Source organism: Gilliamella sp. W8136 (assembly GCF_016101285.1).
Classification (GTDB): Bacteria; Pseudomonadota; Gammaproteobacteria; order Enterobacterales; family Orbaceae; genus Gilliamella; species Gilliamella apicola_N.
The window spans coordinates 44,703-67,060 of the sequence record NZ_JACFQU010000016.1; the positions used below are offsets into that span (position 1 = coordinate 44,703).

Here is a 22,358-nt window from a genome sequence, read left to right on the forward strand (position 1 = left end):
TCAATTAACAAGTTCGCTTGGTATGACAAAAAGACGATCATCATAGTATTCAACACAATATAATCCATCATAATTAGCATAACCCTGCTCAGCTAATTTAGATTTTAGCCAATCTTCATCTTTGTCGATCGATTTCAACCCATCTTCATTAGGACTTTCATTTTCTAACACAAGGACGGATATATCTTTATCACCTTTTTTAACCACAGTTAATTGACCATTTGGCTCCAAAATAGCTTTATCAACAGTATGAATAGTAAAAATATTCTTCATTCTAAGTAGTACAGCAAAGCTGGAAAAATCCAAGTTAACACTGGTAAAGGCATCTAGTTTAATTTTACCCTTTTCCATTAAAATAATCGGATTACCAACAATGAATGCTTTGGCATTTTGACTTCTTTTCTTTAAATAGTTGGAAGTATACATAATGGCTGTCCACATTATTAACACCACCAAAAAATCAAAAACGGTCAACTTGGGATTATAGATAATACCTCCCGCAATTCCACCTAAAATCATATTACCAATAAAATCAATACTCGACATTTGGGATAGTGAGGTCTTACCAGTAATTTTCAAAAATAAAATAATACAGATGAATACAACCAACAATTTTAATGCAATGACTAAAAAATCATAGTAATTCATTTTAGTATTACTCCAAAAAAGATTAATATACATTATTTAGAAGAGAGATAATGACCTAATGGATCTATTGGTAACCAACAAAAATAGAACTAAAACAGATATTATTTAGGATAATAATGGCAGTGTTAACCGCCATATTTAATAAGTTACTAGCGAACTAATTTAATTGAGTTTTTACGCCCCATTTTAACGCTAATTGCTGCTTATTTGAATTAGGAAGCCAACTATTAATTGCATTCAAAAGTTTTTGGTTGCCTGATTGAACCATATAAGCTTTATAGCTTTCTGTACCTTTAAATGGGGTATCAGTTGCTAAACATAAAACATTTGGCTCTTTATATTGATAATAGTGACCTTCAATAAGATCCGTTACCATAAGGTCGGCTGTTTTATCACGCAAAGCTTGGATATTATCAAAATTATTTTCTACGCGAATCACTTGGGCCTTATGAATATTACCATTGACAAAGCTTTCATTTGTGCCACCAGGATTAACGACCACCTTAACATCAGGTTGATCAATTTTGTCTAGACTTGATAAATTGGATGCGACATGGCATGCAGCTAACGCTACTTTACCATTTGGCACTATTTCATCAGAAAGTAAGAATTTTTCTGCACGATCCTTTGTATAAGTTACACCACCCATAGCAATATCGTAATTATCATCCGCTAAATCTTGTGATAAGGTTGGCCAACTAGTGATATAAAATACCGGCATCACATTTAATTGTTTTGCGAAATCTTTTGCCATATCAATATCAAAACCGACCAATTTTTCTTGGGTATTATAAAAAGCCAATGGCGCATAATCAGCGGGGACACCAATTTTTAAAAATCCTGAATTGATAATTTCATCGTAGGTTCTTGCTTGTGCAAGTCCTGAAAATAATAGTAATGCCATAATAGCAGACGCTTTTTTCATTTTTTTATTCCTTTTCATTTCTGAAATTTTGCAATTATTATTAACAAATTATAATAAAAAAATCAGATAAATCATTTATCTGAACTGATCATTATTCATAAAATTTTACTTTTATTAAGCGTGAGTATTAGATTGGATATTCATTCGTTTGGCAATTATTTTTGATCAAATATCTGAAATTTTTATCAAATAATTATGTTTGAAAATAGTTGTCAATTTTTCGGTTGCCAAGAAAATAGCTTTTTTAATAAGCTTACAACCTAATGAAAATCAATTAATCTAAAAGAAACATTCGATGCTAATTACCGATACTAAACAAACAGAAGTTTATTACCGAGCCTTACTTGACCGAAATCAAAGTTACGTAGGAATTTTCTATGTAGGTGTTAAAACGACATCTATTTTTTGTATTGCTACATGCCGAGCAAGAAAACCAAAATATGAAAATGTCGAATTTTTCTCAACTTTTAAATCAGCTCTTGATGAGGGATATCGACCTTGCAAAATATGTAAACCCACTGAAAATTCAAATCAAGCACCGGAAGAGGTAATTAAAGCCATTGAATTAATGAATAAAGAGCCCAAAACAAAAATAACGGATTATGAATTGAGACTGAATAACTTAAGCCCAGAAATTATTCGTCGATGGTTCAAAAAACATTATGGAATAACGTTTCATGCTTATCAGCGAATGTTTCGAATTAACAATGCTTTTCAGGAAATTAAATCAGGAAAAAATATCATCAATACCGCATTTGATACAGGTTATAATTCTTTAAGTGGTTTTGGTTATACCTATAAAAAAATCATGAAAAAATCACCCTCAACCAATCGACAATATGACGTTATTTTAATTGATAGATTAACCACCCCGTTAGGCCCAATGTTTATTTGTGCAACTAAGCAAGGTATTTGTTTATTAGAATTTGTTGATAGAAGAATGCTTGAAACCGAATTCAAACAATTACAAACCCAACTTAACATGAAGATTATTTTTGGAGAAAACGAACACATAAAACAAGCCAAAATTGAGATTTCCGAATATTTTCAAGGGATCAGAACTCATTTCACTGTGGCATTACATACCCCTGGAACGCCTTTCCAACAAACCGTTTGGGAATGTTTAAAAGAAATTCCCTATGGTGAACTGACAACTTACAAACGGCAAGCACAAAGAATAAATAATCCATTGGCAATTCGAGCAGTAGCCAACGCCAATGGTAATAATCGTGTAGCAATCATCATTCCATGCCATCGAGTAATCGGATCTAGTGGTGAACTTATTGGCTATGGAGGAGGATTAGAAAGAAAAAAATGGTTAATAGAACATGAAAAATCACACTCACAAAATCAAACTGAGTAAAACAGAAAATTGAAAATATTTAACCCAATCACTAGAACGATCTAATGCCTATAACCAATGCCATGAATAGTTTTGATTAAAATAGGTATTGTTGGGTTAAGTTCTATTTGTTTTCTCAGTTTTGAAATATGTTGGTCAAGCGTACGACTGCTCGGTAAAAAATCATATCCCCATGCATAATCGAAAAGCATATCACGAGTAACAACCTGATTTTTATGTTGATATAAACATTCCAATATTTTGATTTCTCTTAATGTCAACTCAATAATTTGGTCATTTCGTTTTGCGTATAATTCAGTAGGATAAATTTTTAAATCACCAAATTCAAAATAATCGCTTTTGGTTAGATTTGAATTTTTCGCTTTCAAATAACGTTTTGCAATGGCTTTAATTCTTGCTCTTAATTCATGAATTCCAAAAGGTTTATTCATATAATCATCTGCACCAAGTTCAAAACCTACTACTCGGTCAATTTCCTCATCTTTTGCAGATAAAAATAGAATAGGAACATCTTCATTCAATTTACGAATTTCACGACAAACAGAATAACCATCCAGCTCTGGCATCATAATATCCAAAATAATAAAATCAGGTTGTTGTTGTTCAAATAGTTTAAGAGCAACTTTACCATTACAAGCTTTAATGATTATATATCCTTCTTTTTCTAAAAGATCTGACATGCCGTTAAGAATATGCTTATCGTCCTCAGCAATTAATATTTTCATTTTTTTGTTCCATTAAAATAAGTGAAAATGCAATACCCGGTTTTTTATTTATAACTTTAATTTCACCTTGCAGTTGCTTGGCTAATTGGTTGGCAATAGTTAATCCTATCCCTGTGCCAGAAACACCTTCGGTAATAGATGAACTGACTCGATAAAATGGTTTAAAAATCTGTTTTAACAAATGAGAGGCAACACCTTCACCATAATCACGAACGGTTATTACAACCTGTTTACCCGATCTACACAATGATAAATCAACTTGTTTACCCTTAGACGCATATTTTTCTGCATTACTCAAAAAATTATTAAGAATTTGCATAACACTATCGGCATCTGTATTTACAATACAATCATTTTCAAGATTTATTAAATTAAGTTGTAATGATTTAGCCGCTAGTATAGGTTTAAAAGTAAGATAGACTTGCTTAAGGAGTGACGTTAAATTAACAGGTTTTATATTTAAGTTATTGGGTTTATTGAAAGCCAAAACATTCTGAATAAGTCGAGTTAATCGTTTGCTTTCTGCACTTATTACCTGCAAATAATCTGGAATGGGGGCGGGTTCCTCTTCTAAATATTCGCTTAACATTTCAGAATATAAGGTGATGTTGGTTAAAGGTGTTTTAAATTCGTGAGAAACTTGCCCAACAAAAGTAACTTGCTGTTTTGCCAAGCGCAAAGTACGTGTGTATTCTCGATAACCATAAAAGACAAATCCAAATAAAACGAGAATTAATAGTCCAATCCCCCCTATTCCTAATATATATAAATTCACTAAATTAGGTGATGAATAATAATAAGTTAAATGCCAATTTTGTAATGGGTATTTTAGCGACTCAGTGATTTCATTCTCGAATGTTTTACCGTTGCTATAAATCTGCTTATCATTATTAATAAGTTTAAAGTTATCCTCCAATGACTGATTATCGAGTAAATTAATGATATCAAATGTAAGTTTAACCGTTGAAAGTTCAAAACCAATAATATCATCCGATACTATGAACCAGTATATAAGATGATCATAATTTTGATACCAACCAGAGTTAGGTTGAAATTGTTCATCATGATCTTTTAGATTTAATAGAAGAGAATGGTCTAAAGCAATTGATTCAACCAAACTATGCCATGAAGAATCCTCGGAGTGACTTAAAAACAAAATATTATTCTTGTTTATTACAAAAATCTTTCTAAAGTCAGTTTCTTTTTCTAATAATTCTTTAGCATTATTGTGATCCGAATCAATCATTGAAATCAAACTATTAAAATAAGATATACGTTGATTTAACAACGATTCAATCGATAATTTAATATTGTTAATATGACTTTTAGCTAATAAAGTTTCGTTATTTTTGCGCATTAGTACTTCATGCTCTATACTACGCCAACCTAAAAAGCTAATAAGGGTCATTAATAAAAATAAAGATAAAATCGTTGTTATTTTTTTCATAATTATTTTTTTATTACACTCTGTTTTAACTGAAATTGTTCTTCAGTCAATGTTTTACTAAAATCTGGTTTTTGAACTGATTCGGCCAAGGTTTTATTTTTTCGAGCTTGATTTTCTATTCTCTCTTTATCTGACATTGACATTGTCGGCGATTGCGCTGAAATGGCTTTGAGTGCTTCACCATTTTCTCGTAATAATTGTTGTGCTTCATCTCGTTTACCTTGATTATAAAGTTCTAATGCTTTTTCATTCTCAAGAGCCACTTTCTGAAGTTCGGTTTCTACAACTACGTCATGATGTATGGCATCATCCACCATTTTTTTGTCTTTGGTGTATGAAATGCGAACCTCTTGAGTTTCATTTTCAGTTTTATTTTCTAATAAATTATCATATTTTAAGTCAACTTGAGCTAAAGTTTTCTCTTGCCCTACTTTACCTTTATCTGGAATGACCTCTAACAATACATATTTTTCTTGATTGGAAAACAATTGATTCATTTTTACGGTTATTTCATTACCCTTAATCACACCATCTCGACCAAGCAAACGCACAGGTTTAACGCCATTTTTCAATTGAATAGTAATCACAACGTCTTGAGCAATAGCTGACATAAGATCAGTAAACTCGTGAACAAACACATTTTCGAGATCTGCAGAATTATTTACAAAAACATGATTTCCATCACTATAACTTGCGATTGATGACATTAATAATTCATTATAATCAGAGCCAATTCCCAATGTGGTAATAGCGATATTCTTTTTTGCCGCAATAATAGCCAACTGAGAAAGTTCATCTACTGAACTTGGACCAATATTCGCTTGACCGTCAGATAACAAAATAATACGATTAACTTTATCTTTGGTCAGTTGATTTTCAACTTGTTTAATTCCTTTACTCAAACCAGCAAATAGAGCTGTTCCTCCTTCTGCATAAATATTTTCATTAATAAGTCCAATGATTCTCAGTTTATTATCTACTTTGGTTGCTGGAACAATCACTCTTGCTTTGGAATCATAGGCAACAATAGATAATGTATCATTTTCATTCAACATATTAACCGCCAAAATAGCTGCCTCTCTCGCTTTTTCGATTCGCTGTCCTGACATTGAACCAGATTTATCAATAACAATAGCTAAATTAATCGGAACACGTTTTTTGGAATCAACATTTTGACCAGATAATGAGACTTTTAAGTAATTTGTTTCTGGAGTGCCTTCCAAAATAATTGGTGATGACAATTCTGAACGAACTTGTATTTGTTTATTTATTTGGGCATGGCTAAATAAGCTGCAAACTGAAAGTCCTAGCAGGGCAAATATTTTAATAATTTTCATTGAATTCTCCTTCCATATAAAGTTTATTCAATTATTCATCATTTGCAAAATTTATTGTCTAAATAATGTATTTAGTTGTAAAAAGTTGTAAAAATCCAATTAAACGATGCACAAATGGATATCAGTAATCGCATTCAAACTCGCCTATCTCACTATTTTACGGTGTGTTAACTGTTTGTTTATTGCCACTGTAAAGAGCATGGGTATATAATAAAAAATTAGTCGCTCTTAAAGAAAATAGTTAGAGAATATTTGATATGACTCAATTGCAAGAAAAACTTGAACTTATTAAAAATAGTATTATTACTATCCCCGATTATCCAAAACAAGGGATACTGTTTCGAGATATCACCAGTTTACTTGAAGACCCTATCGCTTTTAGAACTTCTGTCGATCTTTTAATTGATCATTATAAAGATAAAAATATTGATAAAGTTGTTGGAACAGAAGCCCGTGGTTTCATCTTTGCAGCACCTTTAGCCTTAGCATTAGGTGTAGGTTTTGTACCGGTAAGAAAACCCAATAAGTTACCCCGTAATGTGTTTAAAGAAGAATATCAACTTGAATATGGTACCGATACATTAGAAATGCATTGCGATGCAATAAAACCTAATGAACGAGTATTGATCATTGATGATTTACTTGCGACAGGTGGAACTGTTGCTGCTACTGCTAAATTAATTCAAAAAGCGGGAGGAATAGCTGAAGATGCAGCATTTGTTATTAACTTACCAGATTTACAAGGTAAAACTAAGTTAACCAACATGGGGATTAACTGTTATACATTGGTCGATTTTAACGGAGAATAACCTATAAAGCCTTTATAACAGCTAAAAAAACAAATTTTAAGGGTAATGTTTATTACCCTTTTTTATAAAAAATAATCAGCTTCTATTTTTCTTTCATTTAAGTTTTATCCACCAATCAGATTTCCCACTTGAATAAAAAAACACAGAAATTGCATAAAAAGTCAAATTAACTCTTGATAAAGTTATTATTGTGAATTATTATTCAAAAATAAAGCATAATTATTTAATTAAAAAAGGATTTAAAACGAATGAAAAAATTTAATCATATTATTGCAAGAACACCAGCCAAATCACTTATCGATGGTTTAACCTCGGCTAACTTGGGTAAACCCGATTATCAAAAAGCGTTAGATCAACACAATAACTATATTCGAGCTTTGCAACAATGTGATGTTGATATCACTATTTTACCAGCTGATGAACGTTTTCCAGATTCTGTATTTGTTGAAGATCCAGTTTTGTGTACCCCACATTGCGCCATCATTACCAGACCTGGTGCCGAAAGTCGTCGTGGCGAAACCGAAATTATCAGCGAAGCTGTTGAGAGATTTTACCCCAATAAAGTTGAAAGAATTGCCGCACCTGGCACAGTTGAAGCTGGCGATATAATGATGGTTAATAATCACTATTATATTGGTTTATCAGCGCGAACCAATCAATCGGGTGCAGATCAAATGATTGCAATATTAGAAAAATATGGATTATCAGGATCTGTGGTTACTTTAGAAAAAGTACTACATTTAAAAACGGGTCTTGCCTATTTAGAACATGACAATTTGTTAGCTGCAGGGGAATTTATTACTAAACCTGAATTTCAACATCTTAATATTATTGAAATTCCGGAGCATGAAAGCTATGCCGCTAACTGTATTTGGGTGAATGAACGAGTTATTATGCCTGCTGGCTATCCAATTACCAAAGCTAAAATCGAAGCACTGGGTTATCAAGTGATTGAAGTTGATACATCAGAATACCGTAAAATTGACGGAGGTGTAAGTTGTATGTCATTGAGATTTTAATCATATAAAAACAATTACTTACCTAACCAATTAAATAAGAAATTACTATGAATACACCAGTAAGAAAAAAACTTGGTATACTTCCTCTCACTTTACTGGTGGTGGGAAGTATTGTAGGGAGTGGTATTTTTAGCCTACCACAAAATATGGCTGAAGGAGCCGGTGCAGGAGCAATATTAATTGCATGGGTTATTACCTTATTTGGCATGCTAATGCTAACAAGAATCTTTCAGTATTTATCGATCCGTTTTTATAAAATCAATGATGGATTATATGGATATGTACGAGCGGGATTTGGTGATTACATTGGCTTTAATGCGGCATGGGGATATTGGATCTCGGCATGGATGTCATGCACAAGTTATTTGGTTATCTTGTTTAGTGCTCTCGGCTCGTTTGATTGTTTCAGCTATTTTGGCAATGGTACCACGTTGCCAGCAGTTATCGGTGCTCTTATTTTCTTATGGATTGTCAATTCGTTTGTATTAAAAGGTATCTATCATGCATTTTTATTAAATTGCTTAGTTACGTTAGCTAAAATTGTACCGATTGGATTATTTATTGTCTGCATCATTTTAGCGTTCAAAGTGGATACCTTTAAAACAGACTTTTGGGGAACGCCACAATTAGGCTCAATTGTGGATCAAATAAAGCACACTATGCTTTATACGGTTTGGGTCTATTTAGGAATCGAAAGTGCGACAGTTTATGCATCACGCGCCAAAAGTATCTTAAGCATTAGTCGAGCGACCTTTTTTGGCTTTGCTATCACCAGTTTATTACTCATTTGCGTATCGGTATTATCTTTAGGCATTGTTCCTCAACAGGAATTAGCAGAAATGAAAAATCCTTCAATGGCTCTGGTCATTGAGCATGTTGTAGGTAGTTGGGGAGCCACTTTCATTAACATCGGACTTATTGTATCCGTGAGTGGCGGACTATTATCATGGCTACTTCTTGCTGCAGAAATGCTGTTTCTAAGTGGGCAAGGTGACGATCACACCGTACCAAGCTGTTTTGGCAAACTGAACAAGAAAGGAACCCCTGCCAATGCATTATATTTAACTTCCACGTTGATCAGTATACTCATCATCCTTGCTCACTTTTATCAATCTGGCTATAACACGCTGATTCAATTATCCACATCTATGGTGCTTATACCCTATTTGCTATCAGCCCTTTTTGTACTTAAATTGGCGATAAATCGTGGTAAAGCTTACTTAATCTTTTTAGGCTCAACGGGTTCAATTTATGGCGTATGGCTGATTTATGCAGGAGGCGTGTCTTATCTATTACTGTCCATGATTTTATATGGCATTGGATTGGTATTTTATTTATACGCTAGAAAGCAAAGAGCACTACCTGCTTTCAGCTTTCTACACGATAAAATCTATGCTATCACCATAATTATTTTAGCAATTACTGCCATAATCTATTTTTATGTGCTACCTATTTAACTCATCATTGAGAATTATTTTCGAAATAGATAAAAATCATTCAATAATTGTCTGAATGCTGATGAATAACGTCCATCATCATCGCGCATACAGAGTTGCTCACTAAGCACTTGACCATTATTCGTTAAAGAAAAAGCCAATAAGGACAATGAAAAGTTCTTATTGGCATTATAGTTGACACACAACTCTTGCTGTAAAAAAAGCTGATTTGCCTTACACAGACAAATAAACTGATCAGCCATATGAAAAGGGAGAACTAAACAAAACAGACCATCTGGTTTTAACAAGCGTTTGACTGAGTTTATAAGCTGTTCAAAATTCAAACTTTCAGTATAACGAGCAAGTTGTCGTTGGCTATTGCGACAATCAACGGCTGGTTCAAAATAAGGCGGATTTGTCACAATTAGGTCATAACACGCCACCAGATTAAGACCAAATTTATTAATATCTGCTTGTTGAGCCCTGACCGATGACAAACCTGCGTGCATACTATTTTCTTGACACTGCTTAATAGCGTCAGCATTAATATCAATTGCATCAATTTGGCAAAGGTTATGAGCCAAACGTTGAGCTAACATTAATGCTATCACTCCACATCCTGTACCAATATCAAGGATTTTTTGCGGATGATGGTCAATTGGAGCCCAAGCACCAAGTAAACAACTATCCGTTGTTACCTGCATAGGACTTTTATCATGTGCAACAAAAAAACGTTTAAACGTAAAACCACCTTTTTTTAAAGGTTCTTGATGACTATTTTTCATTTAAAAACTTCTTAAATAGAGATTTATTCGACGCAATCGCATCTGCCCAACGAGTTGGCTCAGGCAAACGATAACCTCTTAAACACAGGTTCACCCACTTTAATGCACTCGCTTGACTGACACGATGTCCTGCTGAAATAAATAAAGGATTGCAATTATTTTTACTTTGCAATACCCAACCTATCTGCTGTTGTTTATCTAACAAAGGAGTTACATTGCCTGCTTGTTTTGGTAATGTTTCATATTGCCCACATAATCGTTTTTTAGCCACTCCAATGGTTGGCATATCCAACAATAAACCAAGATGACTGGCAATTCCTAAACGTCTGGGATGGGCAATACCTTGACCATCGACCAATAGCAAATCAGGTTTTTGCTTTATTTGTTGCCATGCTGCCAATAAAGCAGGATATTCCCGAAAGGATAAATAGCCAGGAATATAAGGAAACTCAGTTTTTAAACGAGCTACATGATATTCAACAACAGAAAATTCAGGATAACTTAGCACGACTATCGCCGCTCGAGTAATATTACCACCATCTTCAAATCCCACATCAGTACCACCAATAAAATTGATTGGTTCGTTAAAGTCATCGGACAATCTCACTTGATTAGCCAACGATAACTGGGTTTGTTTTAATTGTTGTAAATTAATAGACATTTTAATTATGATCAGTATCATTATCAGTTATGAAACAATTTTACCAGAATACGAATGCCATATACATTAGCAATTCCCACCCAACTCACCGAAGAAATCAAAAAAAGTCGTTTTATTGTCAATGCGGCGCCAGTAACCTCGGCCGAACAAGCTGCTCAATTCATTGACTCAATCAGTGATCCTAATGCCACTCATAATTGCTGGGCATGGAAGATTGGACAGCAATACCGTTTTAATGATGATGGCGAACCGACCAGTACAGCGGGACGCCCTATTTTGTCAGCGATTGAAGGACAAGATTGCGATCAAGTTGTAGTAGTCGTTACTCGTTACTTTGGTGGTATAAAATTAGGCACTGGGGGGTTAATTCGTGCATATGGTGGTTCTGCAAGTCACTGCCTTCAACAAGCAACATTGATTGAACTTATAGCACGCATTACGTTGCAATTTCATTGTTACTATAACGAATGGCCTATTATCGAAAATCGCCTTAAAGAACTTAATGCTATTATTGAAAATCAAGAATTTGATGCCGAAGGAGTAAAAGTAAGTGTAGCCATTACTAAAGATAATTCAGTGATACTACAGAAAAATATCAGTGATATTACCCGTGGACGAGTCAATATAACATTATAAATTTTATGCCCGATTATACTGTGAAAAAGTTTGAGGTTAACTATACGTTTTAGTAAAAAATGAGATATTGAACAAATGCATTATTTAATTGATGTCCAAAGAGATTAGACCGTTACTCTACTATGGTTAACTTTGATTTCACAGCGATTGCAATCGTTATACAATTTTTATTATTTTAAGTAATTGGGTTGATGATTGATCTGTTTGGAATTGATTTTACAATGCTAATTTCGATCAATAATGTGGTTAAATGGATAGTTAAGTTTTTTAACAATAAATTTTGGTAATTGAAATGAGATTCATTATTGAATTAAACATTTAAAACAACCATTCAGCCAAATATAAAATGATGACTGGTGCAAGACGCACAATTGATTTTGCTGGTATCTACCTATAGCTTCTATAATCCTACTTAAAATTAGAAATTTTTTACCTTTAAATTAGAATTTTCACAAAAAAATTTATTGAAATATAATATTTTATCTAGACAAAACAGGTATTTTCAAATCATAAAATTTTATATTTGAATTAACTAATCCATTATTTAATGCTACATGGTAAGCTCTACCAATATAAAAAAGACACTCGTATTGAGTGGTTCATATTAGATCTTGAATTGACAGTAAGTTAGACTTACTATTGATTTATATGATATTTAAAATGTATTTTAATCTTTAGCATAATTTCTTTATATGCTTTCAATCGTTTTAACTTTCCTTTTTATTTAAGTATAAACTACCATGCCGAACTCAGTGCCAGCATATTAATACAATAACGGTTTAGTTTATTGATTTAATCAAGTGATTTGAGCCCGATACAGGTGTTACCTCAATCATTTGGTCATCATCTAATTCAGATTCATCTTCAAGTTCATCGTCTGTATTTGATTCATCTTCACTCTCTGAATTTACGCTTTCATCTGATAAAGTTGAACTTGATTGTGTTTCAGCTTCTTCAGTATTAACTAAGTACGTAGGATTAGCCTGAATTACATTTGCTGTCCTGACATTTAATGCGGTTACATCATTAATACTTAACCCCACAAAAATACTTGCACTGATCAACAAAATCTTGCAATAGAAAGATTTATCTAACATTATTTTAGATAAGCCCGATGCAAGATTAAAGACTGACTGAAAACACTTTTGGGGATTTAAAGAAGAATCTAAATTATGATCCCCTAAAAACCAACTGTCTTTTAACATATTGTTACTTCCTCTCTATAAATGATTGCTTTTTTAATAAGTACAATCTTATGTTGCGAAGTATAATATTTTAAAAAAAATTAGCAAACTTATCTTAGAAAGATTTGTTAACTAATGTAAAATCAATTAATTACGGGAGTCATTTTATCTTTTTCGAACTCTATAATTTTTCGAACTTTTCTTATATAACATCATCATTAGTGACTAAATTTTATACACATAATTTACTTGTAACAATTACTTTTTCTACTATAATTAAGTGATATGTTAATAATGCAAATTATGCCTGATATACCAAAACAATTTAATTAAATAAATAAGTTTAAAAAATAAAATTAGAACCAAAGGCTGAAATGTATCCTTTGTAGATCATTATGTAAAAGCAACTAGATCACCAACTTGTTCATCAACTAATTTTATAAGTTCAAGTATTTTCTCATCACCATTAATAAAGATGTAGACATTGTCTAAACGAGGATAGTATTGTTTGAAAAATTTTCCACTTTCTGTACCTGCAGGACAAAAATGAAAAACTAAAGCCTCGTTACAGCATCCTAAGGCCATAAAATCATCCCAATAGAATACCCCCTCCATGTCGATCGATTTTATACAAATACCTTCTTCAAAAAAAGCACAATAACATTCAATAGGCCATGTAGCTTTTTTGTAAAGTTTTTTAATTGAGCGTATTTCTAAATAAATCTGTACATAGTGTCTAATAAGATAGATTATAGCAACGATTCCAAATAATGGAATTAAAGCAAAAACCTGTGTTAATGCTTTAGTTAAAGTGAAAAACGTGGAAAATAGAAAACAGACCAGTATAAAAGCAATGATTGAACCCGCCAATACCATGAATGCATATTTAGGAAAATAGAGACGATGAATAATACGTGGAATTTTTGCAAATAGCTCCGATTGAGAATCAAGTATAATCGTACGTTCAAATAGAAAATGAGCTTCATTAGGATCGAAAGCATAATAAGGTTTTTTAATTCTTTCTTTCATTGATATTCCTATATATTGTTTTGTATATGGCGGACGTCAGTATTATAAAACACAATGATTAATTGTAAATTAAACTTATTATTTTATTTAATATTAGATAGAAATAATGCAAATTACCCTATCGAAAATATTAAATAGGGTAATCCTATTACTTATAAATTTTATATTTATATTTTTATATAGAACTTTATTTCAACTAGCCTGTTGAAGTAATTGTGATTATTTATCCAATTTTAATTACTATCCACCCCATAGACTGAACCGTCTCCCCAAGTTCCAATATAGTAACGATTTTTATAATATGCTAATGCGACTGCTCCCGATAGGGACGAGGCTAAATTTGTTACTTTTTTGGTTTTTACATCAATTTGTCGCACCATTCCAGCACCATTATCAATAACTGCCACAATATTTGACGAAACTGTTGCAATACCCACGCCGGGACGATCAAATTGATCACCTAATTCAGTTTTATCACCATTAGGTTGGATCATAGTCAAACGACCGCTATATTGAGAAACAACTAAACTATTATCAGGTAGTTGAGTTACACCAACTGGTGTAGTCAAACCTTTAGCTATGATAGTCTTTTGCTTCGTGTCTAAATCAAGTGACACAATTTCACCTGTTGAACGATTGGTGATCAATAATTGTCCATTGTTAGAAAAAGCGATACCCGTAGGTGTATGATAGCCATCTGATATTTTTTGAGATTGACCATTTTGCGTAATTTTTAAAATATAGTCATCACTGTAAGATGAAACATAGATATTATCTTGTGTATCTATGACGATTCCTGCAGGAGAAGCGATACCAGTATAAACGGTCTCCTTTTCACCATTGTTTTTAACTTTTACGATTGAATCACCAGACCAATTTGTCACATACATTACACCTGAACTATCAAAGGCGATGCCTGTGGGAGCATTAAAACCAGAAGCTAACTTTGTTAAATTTGCCATACTTAATCCTGTATAAAAGAAGCAAAATATAAATAGAGAGAAATGTAATAATCTTTTTTTCATAACAAGTTTCCTTAATAAATAACTGCTACACTTTAATGTTTATGACTATTTTTAATGTATTGAATACCAAAAATAGCTAGAATTAGACTAACCATGGTCAATATGACACAAATAGCTATCACTCCAATCCAAGCCAAGTTTTGATAAACGATACCCGATAGATAAGTACCAATACTGCCATCCGCCAAACAAAAAAATTAGATATTGATTCCATGAACACAATAACAATTAAAGTTTTTTTAAGTTTAAGAAAGGTTAACTAACAAAATATGAGTTGAAAAATACATATTTTGTTATACGAAAATCGTATTACAAAAAAATCATATAAGTAAATGCAAAATACAAATATCTCATTCATAATAACAAGATAATAATTGAAGTAGATAAACGTCAAAGCGACTTGAGAATCAGCCAACAAGCTTATTAGGAATAGTAAATTTATGGACATCTATAGCAAAAGATTACCAACAATTAAACAATTACAATATTTTATCGCTGTCTGTGAAGAACTTAGTTTTACTGGTGCAGCTGAAAAACTGGGCATAAGTCAACCCCCGCTTTCCACTCAAATAAAAAATTTGGAAGAGACCTTACAAAGTACACTTTTTTTAAGAAACTCACATAACATCGTATTAACCAAAGATGGCGAAATACTAAAATCTAAAGTATCAAAATTACTAAGTGACCTTTGCGCTATAGTAAAATCAACAAAAACTAACTGTCATGAAGAAGTTATTATCGGAACAACCAAAACTTTAAGTTTTGACTATATTCCTTTTTTTAAATTGTTTTTGTCAGAGTTTAGAGATGAAACTAAGATCTATAAACATGACTATACATCGAAAGAACTTTTGTTTGAATTACAAAAAGGGAATATTGATTTTGCAATTGTTTCTGACTATCCAGGTAGAGATTTTAGCGAAAACTCACTACTCGTTTATCAAGAACCAATGACATTAGTATTACCAACAAATCATCCATGCAGTCAACAAAACAAAGTAAATCTTAGAGATGTAACTGATTTACCCCTTTTTTGGTTTAAACAATATTTAAATCCTTTTTTTTACGAACAATGTGAAGATGTTTTCAATCGTTTAGGTAAACCAATAATCAGACGGGCAGAACTTGCAGATAATCTTTCTATGTTGCTTGAAGTTGCTTTAGGTAACGGAATGATGCTTTTACCACAATCAATGGTACAAGCGAAAGTTGATGGTGTATCCTACAAAAAATTAATTAACCAACAAAATGATAAATTAAAAATTAATATTTACCTTATTTGGCGAAAAAACCTGAAAATCACGCCGGTAAATAAAGCCATTATTGATTTTTTCACTCAAGTTTAAACCATAGTACAGGCTAATTTAAACAAATTACTTCCCGCTTTATTCTTAATAATCTTTAGAGTTAGTTAGATAATACAACTAATATTAAATCATACAGTCAAAAACATATAAAAGCAGGATTATTAAATAAGTTCTCCTGCTTCAATTTGATAGTATAAATAATCAAAAAAGTTCTTTATATTCAGGCATTACTTTTAGATAATTCATTAATAATCTGTTCGTACTCATCATTCTAAAGAGGATAGAAGAAATATATAAAGACAATTGCCAATATTGCTAATACTTAAGAGTAAATATAGATAAGATTGCGAATTCCAAATAATGCATTTTCGCTTAGTTCTGCATTTGGCACATACCCTACTAAAGCTAAAACAATTCTTGGTATAAACCCAGCTACAGCTTGTAACATTTCACCCCAAAAAGGATAAGATGAATAAACAAGACATTCAGCACGAATTCCTGTTTTCCATTCACCTTAATTAACAGCATCAGATATTAAAGCCCAATTGAGAGTATAAATAAAAGAACTACCTAAGTAAGCTAAAGTGCAAAAGCAACAAATGCAAAAGGAGAATTGACAACAAAGAAAGCCGTTAAATCAGCAGCAGCCTAAATTACGCATCCAATAATATATAACCAAACTTTATCGATATATTTAACAAGGTTTGGGACAATAATAGTGCCAATAAAAACCGAACCAATTGAAACGAAGCGGATTTAAGGGATAATACAAATGAATCATTTGAGCGGTAATTCGAAGTCAAGTATTCATCTCTTCTCGATCATTACCATTATTACCTATCCATCCAAAACCTATTGGTATAACAGCCTTTCTGCCATATTCAAAGATTTGGTCAGTTTCTAAACAACGATTATGTGCTTTGGTATTAATCTAACTCATTATTCTGATTTACCTCTAATTACATTCATTACCAAATCATTTTAAAATTCTTTATTTATTGATTTTAATTCTTCAAAAACTGATTCAAGACTATCAATATTTTCAATTTGAACAGCAGCCATAAAGGCCCCCTCGACCAATGGGCAATTGACAATATGAATTTTTTGTTTAATCGCATCATCATCAAGCATATCAATGGCTGCTTCTGAACTCATTACGGCACTGCCTATATCAGTGAATACGAGAATGGCATCATCGGATTTGCGCTTTTGAAAAGTTTCATATATTGCTATTGGATCTGTTCCTAGATTTCCATCTGACGTTCCACCAAGAGAAAAAACAGTCACGTTTTCCTGATTCAACGCCATTTGATCAATCATCTCTTTCAAACCATCCGTTATTTTCTTACTGTGAGATACAAGAATGAAACTTATCATTATTAATTTCCTTGTTTACTGAATATTTCTTAGCATCGATGAGAACAAATACCCACTTGAAACAGAACCAGGATCTAGATGACCAATTGAACGCTCTCCTAAGTAAGAGGCTCGTCCCTTTGTTGCTATCATTGATTTTGTTGATTCAACGGCAATATCAATAATTTGTTGCGTTAATTGTTTAGATAAAAGATTTTCGCAAACAGGCGTCCACACATCAACCATCGTTTTTTCACCACATGCGGCTTTACCTCGTTTGAGAATGCCATTAAGTCCTGCTTGAATAATGAGAGGTAATTCATCGGTTTCTTTAGCAGCTTTAGCCATTTCCATAAATGCAGAGCCATAGAGCGGACCTGAAGCACCACCAATATTTCCCATGAGTGCCATCGCTGTTATTCTAAAAATCTCAGAAACTGAATTAGGCAACGCTTTTGCGAGTTCAGCTTGCATTGCGATTACGCCACGATTCATATTATTGCCATGATCACCATCGCCAATTGGTGTATCTAGATCAGTTAAATAAGTTTTATTTTTTTGAATTTCATTAGCAAAATCATTTAGCCAATTTAAAACATTTTTTGTATCAAGCATGATTTGTTCCTTTTACCAAGCTAATGTCGTTACAGGGTAATTAAGATTTTTGAGCCATTCGTCATCTACGATCTTCATTAAAGTTAAAGAAACGCCAGCCATATCAATTGCTGTCATATAATTACCGACTTGTGTAAATACTACATTCAATTTTTCTGTTTTTAATTGACGTAACACATCATTGGTAAAAACATATTGTTCCATTAATGGAGTGGCACCTAATCCATTAATCAAAACTGCATATTGGTCATTTTCTTGAAATGGAAATGCTGCTTTTAATTTACTAATGAGTTCTTGAGCTAAAAATTTTGAAGATTGTAGTTTTTCTCGTCTGTATCCCGGTTCACCATGAATTCCAACACCATATTCAATTTCGTCATCAGCAAGAACAAAGCCGGGTTTACCAACTTCGGGAACGGTTGCGCCAGAAAATGCCACCCCAATTGTTTTAATATTTGGAATAATTTTTTCTGAAAGTTGTTTGATTTCAGTTAAACTGGCACCTTGTTCACTGGCCGCCCCCAAAATCTTATGAACTAAAATAGTACCAGCAACCCCGCGCTTACCTTGGGTATAAGTACTATTTTCAACAGCAATATCATCATCAACGATACAACTATCGACTTTGATACCCTCCATTTCAGCCATATCTTTTGCCATTTCAAAATTCATAATGTCACCAGAGTAATTCTTTATTACAAGAAATACCCCTTGTCCTGAATCAGCGGCTTTAATAGCGTTAAAAATTTGATCGGGTGTAGGTGAGGTAAATACTTGACCACAGACAGCAGCAGTTAACATTCCTTGACCAACAAAACCAGCATGAGCAGGTTCATGACCACTGCCTCCTCCACTTATAATTGCTACTTTATCAATTCCTAAATTTTTTCTAATGACTATTTGAGAATCAGCCACTCTTTCTAATAACGTAGGACTACTAGCAATTAAACCATCAATCATTTCATTAACGATATCTGAGGGATTGTTGATCAATTTTTTCATTGTATTAGCTCCTATTTCACAAATTTGCCAGTTGTTTTGTAGTTTTTACCAATAGTATCGGCTAGTAAAATTGCCGCTTTAATTCCTTCAACTGTAACCGGGAATGGCATAGAATGAATTGATTCTTCAGGGATAATGGTTTTTTCTGCCACTTCAGTGAGCTGTTGGTCTGAAATGGTTTTTACGCCAATATCTTCAAGACAAACTGGAAGATTAACTGATAAACAAAAATCTAAAACTTCTTTAAGCTCTTCTTCTGGTGAATTTTCTAATATAAGTTGAACTAAAGTACCGAATGCAACTTTTTCACCATGATAATAATGATGTGTTTCTTCAAGGATGGTTAATCCATCATGAACAGCATGAGCACCAGCTAAACCACCGCTTTCGAAACCAAGTCCTGAAAGCAAAATATTAGCCTCTATGATATTTTCCAATGCAGGAGTGACTACTTTATCAATGCAAGAAGCTTTAGCTTTTTTACCGTCTTTTAATAAAGTCTGATAGCATAGCGTAGCAAGAGCAAAAGCAGCTAAAGTTGGTTTTGCTCCATCGCACAATTGTTCTCTTACTCCACATGGTAATCCCGCATTAATATTGGCATAAGATTTTTGATTTGCTCTCGCTTCAAAATATGTTGAAAGTGCATCCCCCATTCCTGATACTAAAAACCGAACAGGTGCTTGAGCAATAATTTGAGTATCAATAAGTACAACGCTTGGACTTTGTTTGAAATAAGCATAATCATCAAACGCCCCATCAGGAGTATATAAAACGGCTGAATGACTGGTTGGAGCATCAGTTGCAGCTATCGTTGGCACAATAATAACGGCATTACCTTCTGCCACACATTTAGCTGTATCAATAGCTTTACCGCCCCCTAAACCTATTGTGCAATCACATTGTTCTGTGATAGCTAATTTTTTTAGACGTTCTACTTCTATACGTGAACATTCACCATTAAATCCAGCTGTAACAAACAAGCAATTGTATTTTTCTGCCGTATAATCAAGTTGTTTACGAACTCGATCAATATCTGATTGATTACCAATTAATAAAGCTTTTTTGCCAAAACTTGTTACAAAATAACCTAAATTTAATAATTCATTTTCACCTTGAACATATTTAGACGGTGATATAAATGCTTTTCTCATAATTGCCTCCAAACAACGAACCATACCAAACAAATAAGATCACAAACTTGTTATATTAATGATAAAAACCAAAATAAACGCAACATAATTGTGCCGGATCTGTGATTTAGCGCAAACTTTTAATCAAAAAAGAATAATATTGATCTCTAAAAATTGTTTTTGTATGAAAAGAATCACAGTAAGAAAAGGAAAATTAAAAAATAAAAACCTGAAAGAAAAATGATTTAGACTTTATGAATATGAATGGAAGCGTCTAATATTCTTTTCATTAACTCATAATAAGAGGTGAAGTTATAGCAGAAGAACGATATTGGTGTTTATGAAAAAAATCGCTACTTTTTAGCGATTCTTAATTCTACTTTATTTTCTTTTAATATTTTAATTATATTAGCGGGGGGTTTACTGTCAGTGATAAACGTTGAAACTTGTTTTAAATTGCCAATTTCGACAGCGGCTGATGAATGAAATTTTGTATGATCACCGATTAAAATAAAATTACGTGAATGTTCAATCATTGCCTTGACGACAGCAACTTCATTTATGTCAACATCCAATAAAACACCATCGTAGTCAACCGCGCCAAGACTTGTGATAAGGTAATCAGCACGAAAACTACTCACTAATGAAAGTGCACTTGGACCTACGATACCGCCATTATGCGAATGTAAAATACCCCCTAATGTTATGACCTCGAATCCTTTATTTTGATATAAAATATTAGCAACCCTTATACTATTAGTGATTACTCTCAAATTATGTTTATTTTTTAAGGCTTTCGCAACAAACTCAACAGTTGTCCCCATAGTGATAAATAAAGTAGCACCATCGGGAATAAAATTAGCGACTTCATTGGCAATAATCGTTTTTTCTTCTTTGTATGCTGTTTCACGTTTAGAAAATTCAGTATTCATGAGACTTGAAATTCTTCCTGCTCCACCATGATGTCGAGAAACTATACCTGCATCACTCAATTGACGAATATCTCGTCGTATAGTTTGTGGTGTTACATTTAGAATTTTGGCTAGTTCTTCATTACTAATGTATCCTTTTGACATAACAAGAGAAATCAATTTGTCATGTCTTGGATTTCCAGTTAATTCTACATATTCCACCACAGACTACTCCTTAATTATATTTATCTTTGATGTTTAGTTAAAAATTCATTTATTTGTTTAATTGACGGTATTACTGCACAACCACCAGCTTTATTACATATTAGTGCTACAACAGCATGTGAGAATTTTACTACTTTAAAGGTTGAATATCCAATTAACAAGAGCAAAAGCAAATGTGGATTGGAAAACATCTCAAACTCTAGTTATATCTACTACATCAACTTTAAATGCTTTTTTGCAATGTAAATTTTACTTTTCTAACCCTATACAATTTTTATCACTAAGTTTAGTCATGACAACAACTGTAATTGCTGTAGATCCTCCATCTATTTCTTTGTAATTACTCGCAATAAATTTGCCATTAACTTTCGGAATATCATTAATATAATAAATACCATTTTGTACTGCTAAATCTAAGCAAACAATTTTAATCATAAAACATTCTTAATATTCGTTTACATTCTTAAATATTCGTTTAATTTTAATTTAAAGAAATTTTAGCGAAAGTAATCGAGATCACTCCATTCAATAAAAATTACAAATATAATACCAAGAGAACTAAATCGAACTTTAAGAAGTGAAAAATAGCAAATATTGGCTTCATTGGTTTTGGTCAAGCGGTAAGCCCTATGGGTAGATACCATTAATAGCAAAACACCACTCCAGCAAGAGTTTTTATATACTTCCAAGCAATAAAACATTATCAGGTGAAATACGGATGTAATTGTGTGAAACAAACTGATTATCTAAAAGAATTAATTTAAATTGTATAAGTTATTA

At 32.6% G+C, this 22,358-nt stretch carries 22 protein-coding genes and 1 pseudogene; 6 read left to right on the forward strand and 17 right to left on the reverse strand.

Annotated features, from left to right (window positions below):
- Together H3T96_RS11510 and H3T96_RS11515 are read right to left on the reverse strand one after the other, a co-directional pair.
- On the reverse strand, window positions 1-648 hold the full coding sequence (locus H3T96_RS11510; protein WP_186279277.1) for a DUF421 domain-containing protein: 648 nt from the start codon (window positions 646-648) through the stop codon (window positions 1-3).
- A gap of 157 nt (window positions 649-805) precedes the next feature.
- Window positions 806-1,573 carry a transporter substrate-binding domain-containing protein gene (locus H3T96_RS11515; protein WP_144092770.1) on the reverse strand — a complete coding sequence of 256 codons (768 nt, stop codon included), beginning with the start codon at window positions 1,571-1,573 and terminating at the stop codon, window positions 806-808.
- Between the two features lie 295 nt (window positions 1,574-1,868).
- On the opposite strand from H3T96_RS11515, the gene H3T96_RS11520 reads away from it, so the two are divergent.
- Window positions 1,869-2,936, forward strand: coding sequence for a bifunctional transcriptional activator/DNA repair enzyme AdaA (locus H3T96_RS11520; protein ID WP_144092772.1), 1,068 nt, complete (start codon window positions 1,869-1,871; stop codon window positions 2,934-2,936).
- A 41-nt stretch (window positions 2,937-2,977) separates the two neighbouring features.
- Here H3T96_RS11520 and H3T96_RS11525 read toward each other — a convergent pair whose 3' ends face one another.
- The 3 genes from H3T96_RS11525 to H3T96_RS11535 are packed head-to-tail and all read right to left on the reverse strand — an operon-like array spanning window position 2,978 to window position 6,445.
- Window positions 2,978-3,661 (reverse strand): response regulator transcription factor, encoded by a 684-nt coding sequence (locus tag H3T96_RS11525; protein ID WP_039128744.1) that lies wholly within the window; start codon window positions 3,659-3,661, stop codon window positions 2,978-2,980.
- The gene (locus H3T96_RS11530; RefSeq protein WP_144092774.1) at window positions 3,642-5,108 is read right to left on the reverse strand and encodes a sensor histidine kinase KdpD; all 1,467 of its coding nucleotides are present in this window, start codon (window positions 5,106-5,108) and stop codon (window positions 3,642-3,644) included. The genes H3T96_RS11525 and H3T96_RS11530 overlap by 20 nt, the downstream gene beginning before the upstream one ends.
- Window positions 5,109-5,110: 2 nt before the next feature.
- Window positions 5,111-6,445 carry a VWA domain-containing protein gene (locus H3T96_RS11535; protein WP_144092776.1) on the reverse strand — a complete coding sequence of 445 codons (1,335 nt, stop codon included), beginning with the start codon at window positions 6,443-6,445 and terminating at the stop codon, window positions 5,111-5,113.
- Window positions 6,446-6,702: 257 nt separating this feature from the next.
- On the opposite strand from H3T96_RS11535, the gene apt reads away from it, so the two are divergent.
- The 3 genes from apt (at window position 6,703) to H3T96_RS11550 (ending at window position 9,730) form a co-directional block, all read left to right on the forward strand.
- Window positions 6,703-7,254: an adenine phosphoribosyltransferase gene (gene apt, locus H3T96_RS11540; RefSeq protein ID WP_086309239.1), complete on the forward strand. Its 552-nt coding sequence runs from the start codon at window positions 6,703-6,705 to the stop codon at window positions 7,252-7,254.
- 248 nt (window positions 7,255-7,502) lie between these two features.
- Entirely contained in the window at window positions 7,503-8,273 is a 771-nt protein-coding gene (gene ddaH / locus H3T96_RS11545) for a dimethylargininase (protein ID WP_144092778.1), read from the forward strand.
- Window positions 8,274-8,320: 47 nt separating this feature from the next.
- A complete protein-coding gene (locus tag H3T96_RS11550) occupies window positions 8,321-9,730 on the forward strand; it encodes a basic amino acid/polyamine antiporter (RefSeq protein WP_144092779.1) in 1,410 nt (469 codons plus the stop codon).
- 14 nt (window positions 9,731-9,744) lie between these two features.
- Here H3T96_RS11550 and H3T96_RS11555 read toward each other — a convergent pair whose 3' ends face one another.
- Together H3T96_RS11555 and nfi are read right to left on the reverse strand one after the other, a co-directional pair.
- A complete protein-coding gene (locus tag H3T96_RS11555; protein ID WP_144092781.1) occupies window positions 9,745-10,494 on the reverse strand; it encodes a tRNA1(Val) (adenine(37)-N6)-methyltransferase in 750 nt (249 codons plus the stop codon).
- Window positions 10,484-11,149, reverse strand: a complete 666-nt coding sequence (nfi, locus tag H3T96_RS11560; RefSeq protein WP_086326929.1) for a deoxyribonuclease V — start codon at window positions 11,147-11,149, stop codon at window positions 10,484-10,486. The genes H3T96_RS11555 and nfi overlap by 11 nt, the downstream gene beginning before the upstream one ends.
- Before the next feature lie 60 nt (window positions 11,150-11,209).
- On the opposite strand from nfi, the gene H3T96_RS11565 reads away from it, so the two are divergent.
- Complete coding sequence (locus H3T96_RS11565) at window positions 11,210-11,791, forward strand: YigZ family protein (protein WP_144092783.1); 582 nt, start codon at window positions 11,210-11,212, stop codon at window positions 11,789-11,791.
- Window positions 11,792-12,570: 779 nt separating this feature from the next.
- Here the strand turns inward: H3T96_RS11565 and H3T96_RS11570 are convergent.
- The 3 genes from H3T96_RS11570 to H3T96_RS11580 form a co-directional block, all read right to left on the reverse strand.
- A complete protein-coding gene (locus H3T96_RS11570; protein WP_144092785.1) occupies window positions 12,571-12,996 on the reverse strand; it encodes a hypothetical protein in 426 nt (141 codons plus the stop codon).
- Window positions 12,997-13,368: 372 nt separating this feature from the next.
- Window positions 13,369-14,004, reverse strand: a complete 636-nt coding sequence (locus H3T96_RS11575; RefSeq protein WP_144092787.1) for a hypothetical protein — start codon at window positions 14,002-14,004, stop codon at window positions 13,369-13,371.
- 233 nt (window positions 14,005-14,237) lie between these two features.
- Window positions 14,238-14,966 (reverse strand): hypothetical protein, encoded by a 729-nt coding sequence (locus H3T96_RS11580; protein WP_039126378.1) that lies wholly within the window; start codon window positions 14,964-14,966, stop codon window positions 14,238-14,240.
- A gap of 503 nt (window positions 14,967-15,469) precedes the next feature.
- Between H3T96_RS11580 and H3T96_RS11585 the strand changes: the two genes are divergently transcribed.
- Window positions 15,470-16,375: a LysR family transcriptional regulator gene (locus tag H3T96_RS11585; RefSeq protein WP_144092789.1), complete on the forward strand. Its 906-nt coding sequence runs from the start codon at window positions 15,470-15,472 to the stop codon at window positions 16,373-16,375.
- A 283-nt stretch (window positions 16,376-16,658) separates the two neighbouring features.
- Here the strand turns inward: H3T96_RS11585 and H3T96_RS15125 are convergent.
- From H3T96_RS15125 to H3T96_RS11620, 7 genes and pseudogenes are all read right to left on the reverse strand, one after another.
- Window positions 16,659-16,838 (reverse strand): annotated as a pseudogene (locus tag H3T96_RS15125) (hypothetical protein); the annotation flags it as partial.
- A 479-nt stretch (window positions 16,839-17,317) separates the two neighbouring features.
- The gene (gene dhaM / locus H3T96_RS11595) at window positions 17,318-17,713 is read right to left on the reverse strand and encodes a dihydroxyacetone kinase phosphoryl donor subunit DhaM (protein ID WP_144092791.1); all 396 of its coding nucleotides are present in this window, start codon (window positions 17,711-17,713) and stop codon (window positions 17,318-17,320) included.
- 15 nt (window positions 17,714-17,728) lie between these two features.
- Complete coding sequence (gene dhaL, locus H3T96_RS11600; RefSeq protein WP_039126374.1) at window positions 17,729-18,307, reverse strand: dihydroxyacetone kinase subunit DhaL; 579 nt, start codon at window positions 18,305-18,307, stop codon at window positions 17,729-17,731.
- A 12-nt stretch (window positions 18,308-18,319) separates the two neighbouring features.
- Window positions 18,320-19,309, reverse strand: coding sequence for a dihydroxyacetone kinase subunit DhaK (gene dhaK, locus H3T96_RS11605; RefSeq protein WP_144092793.1), 990 nt, complete (start codon window positions 19,307-19,309; stop codon window positions 18,320-18,322).
- Window positions 19,310-19,320: 11 nt separating this feature from the next.
- Window positions 19,321-20,463: a glycerol dehydrogenase gene (locus tag H3T96_RS11610; RefSeq protein ID WP_039126369.1), complete on the reverse strand. Its 1,143-nt coding sequence runs from the start codon at window positions 20,461-20,463 to the stop codon at window positions 19,321-19,323.
- Between the two features lie 332 nt (window positions 20,464-20,795).
- A complete protein-coding gene (locus H3T96_RS11615) occupies window positions 20,796-21,575 on the reverse strand; it encodes a DeoR/GlpR family DNA-binding transcription regulator (RefSeq protein ID WP_039126414.1) in 780 nt (259 codons plus the stop codon).
- A gap of 252 nt (window positions 21,576-21,827) precedes the next feature.
- Window positions 21,828-22,013 (reverse strand): hypothetical protein, encoded by a 186-nt coding sequence (locus H3T96_RS11620; protein ID WP_144092795.1) that lies wholly within the window; start codon window positions 22,011-22,013, stop codon window positions 21,828-21,830.
- Between the last annotated feature and the right edge of the window lie 345 nt (window positions 22,014-22,358).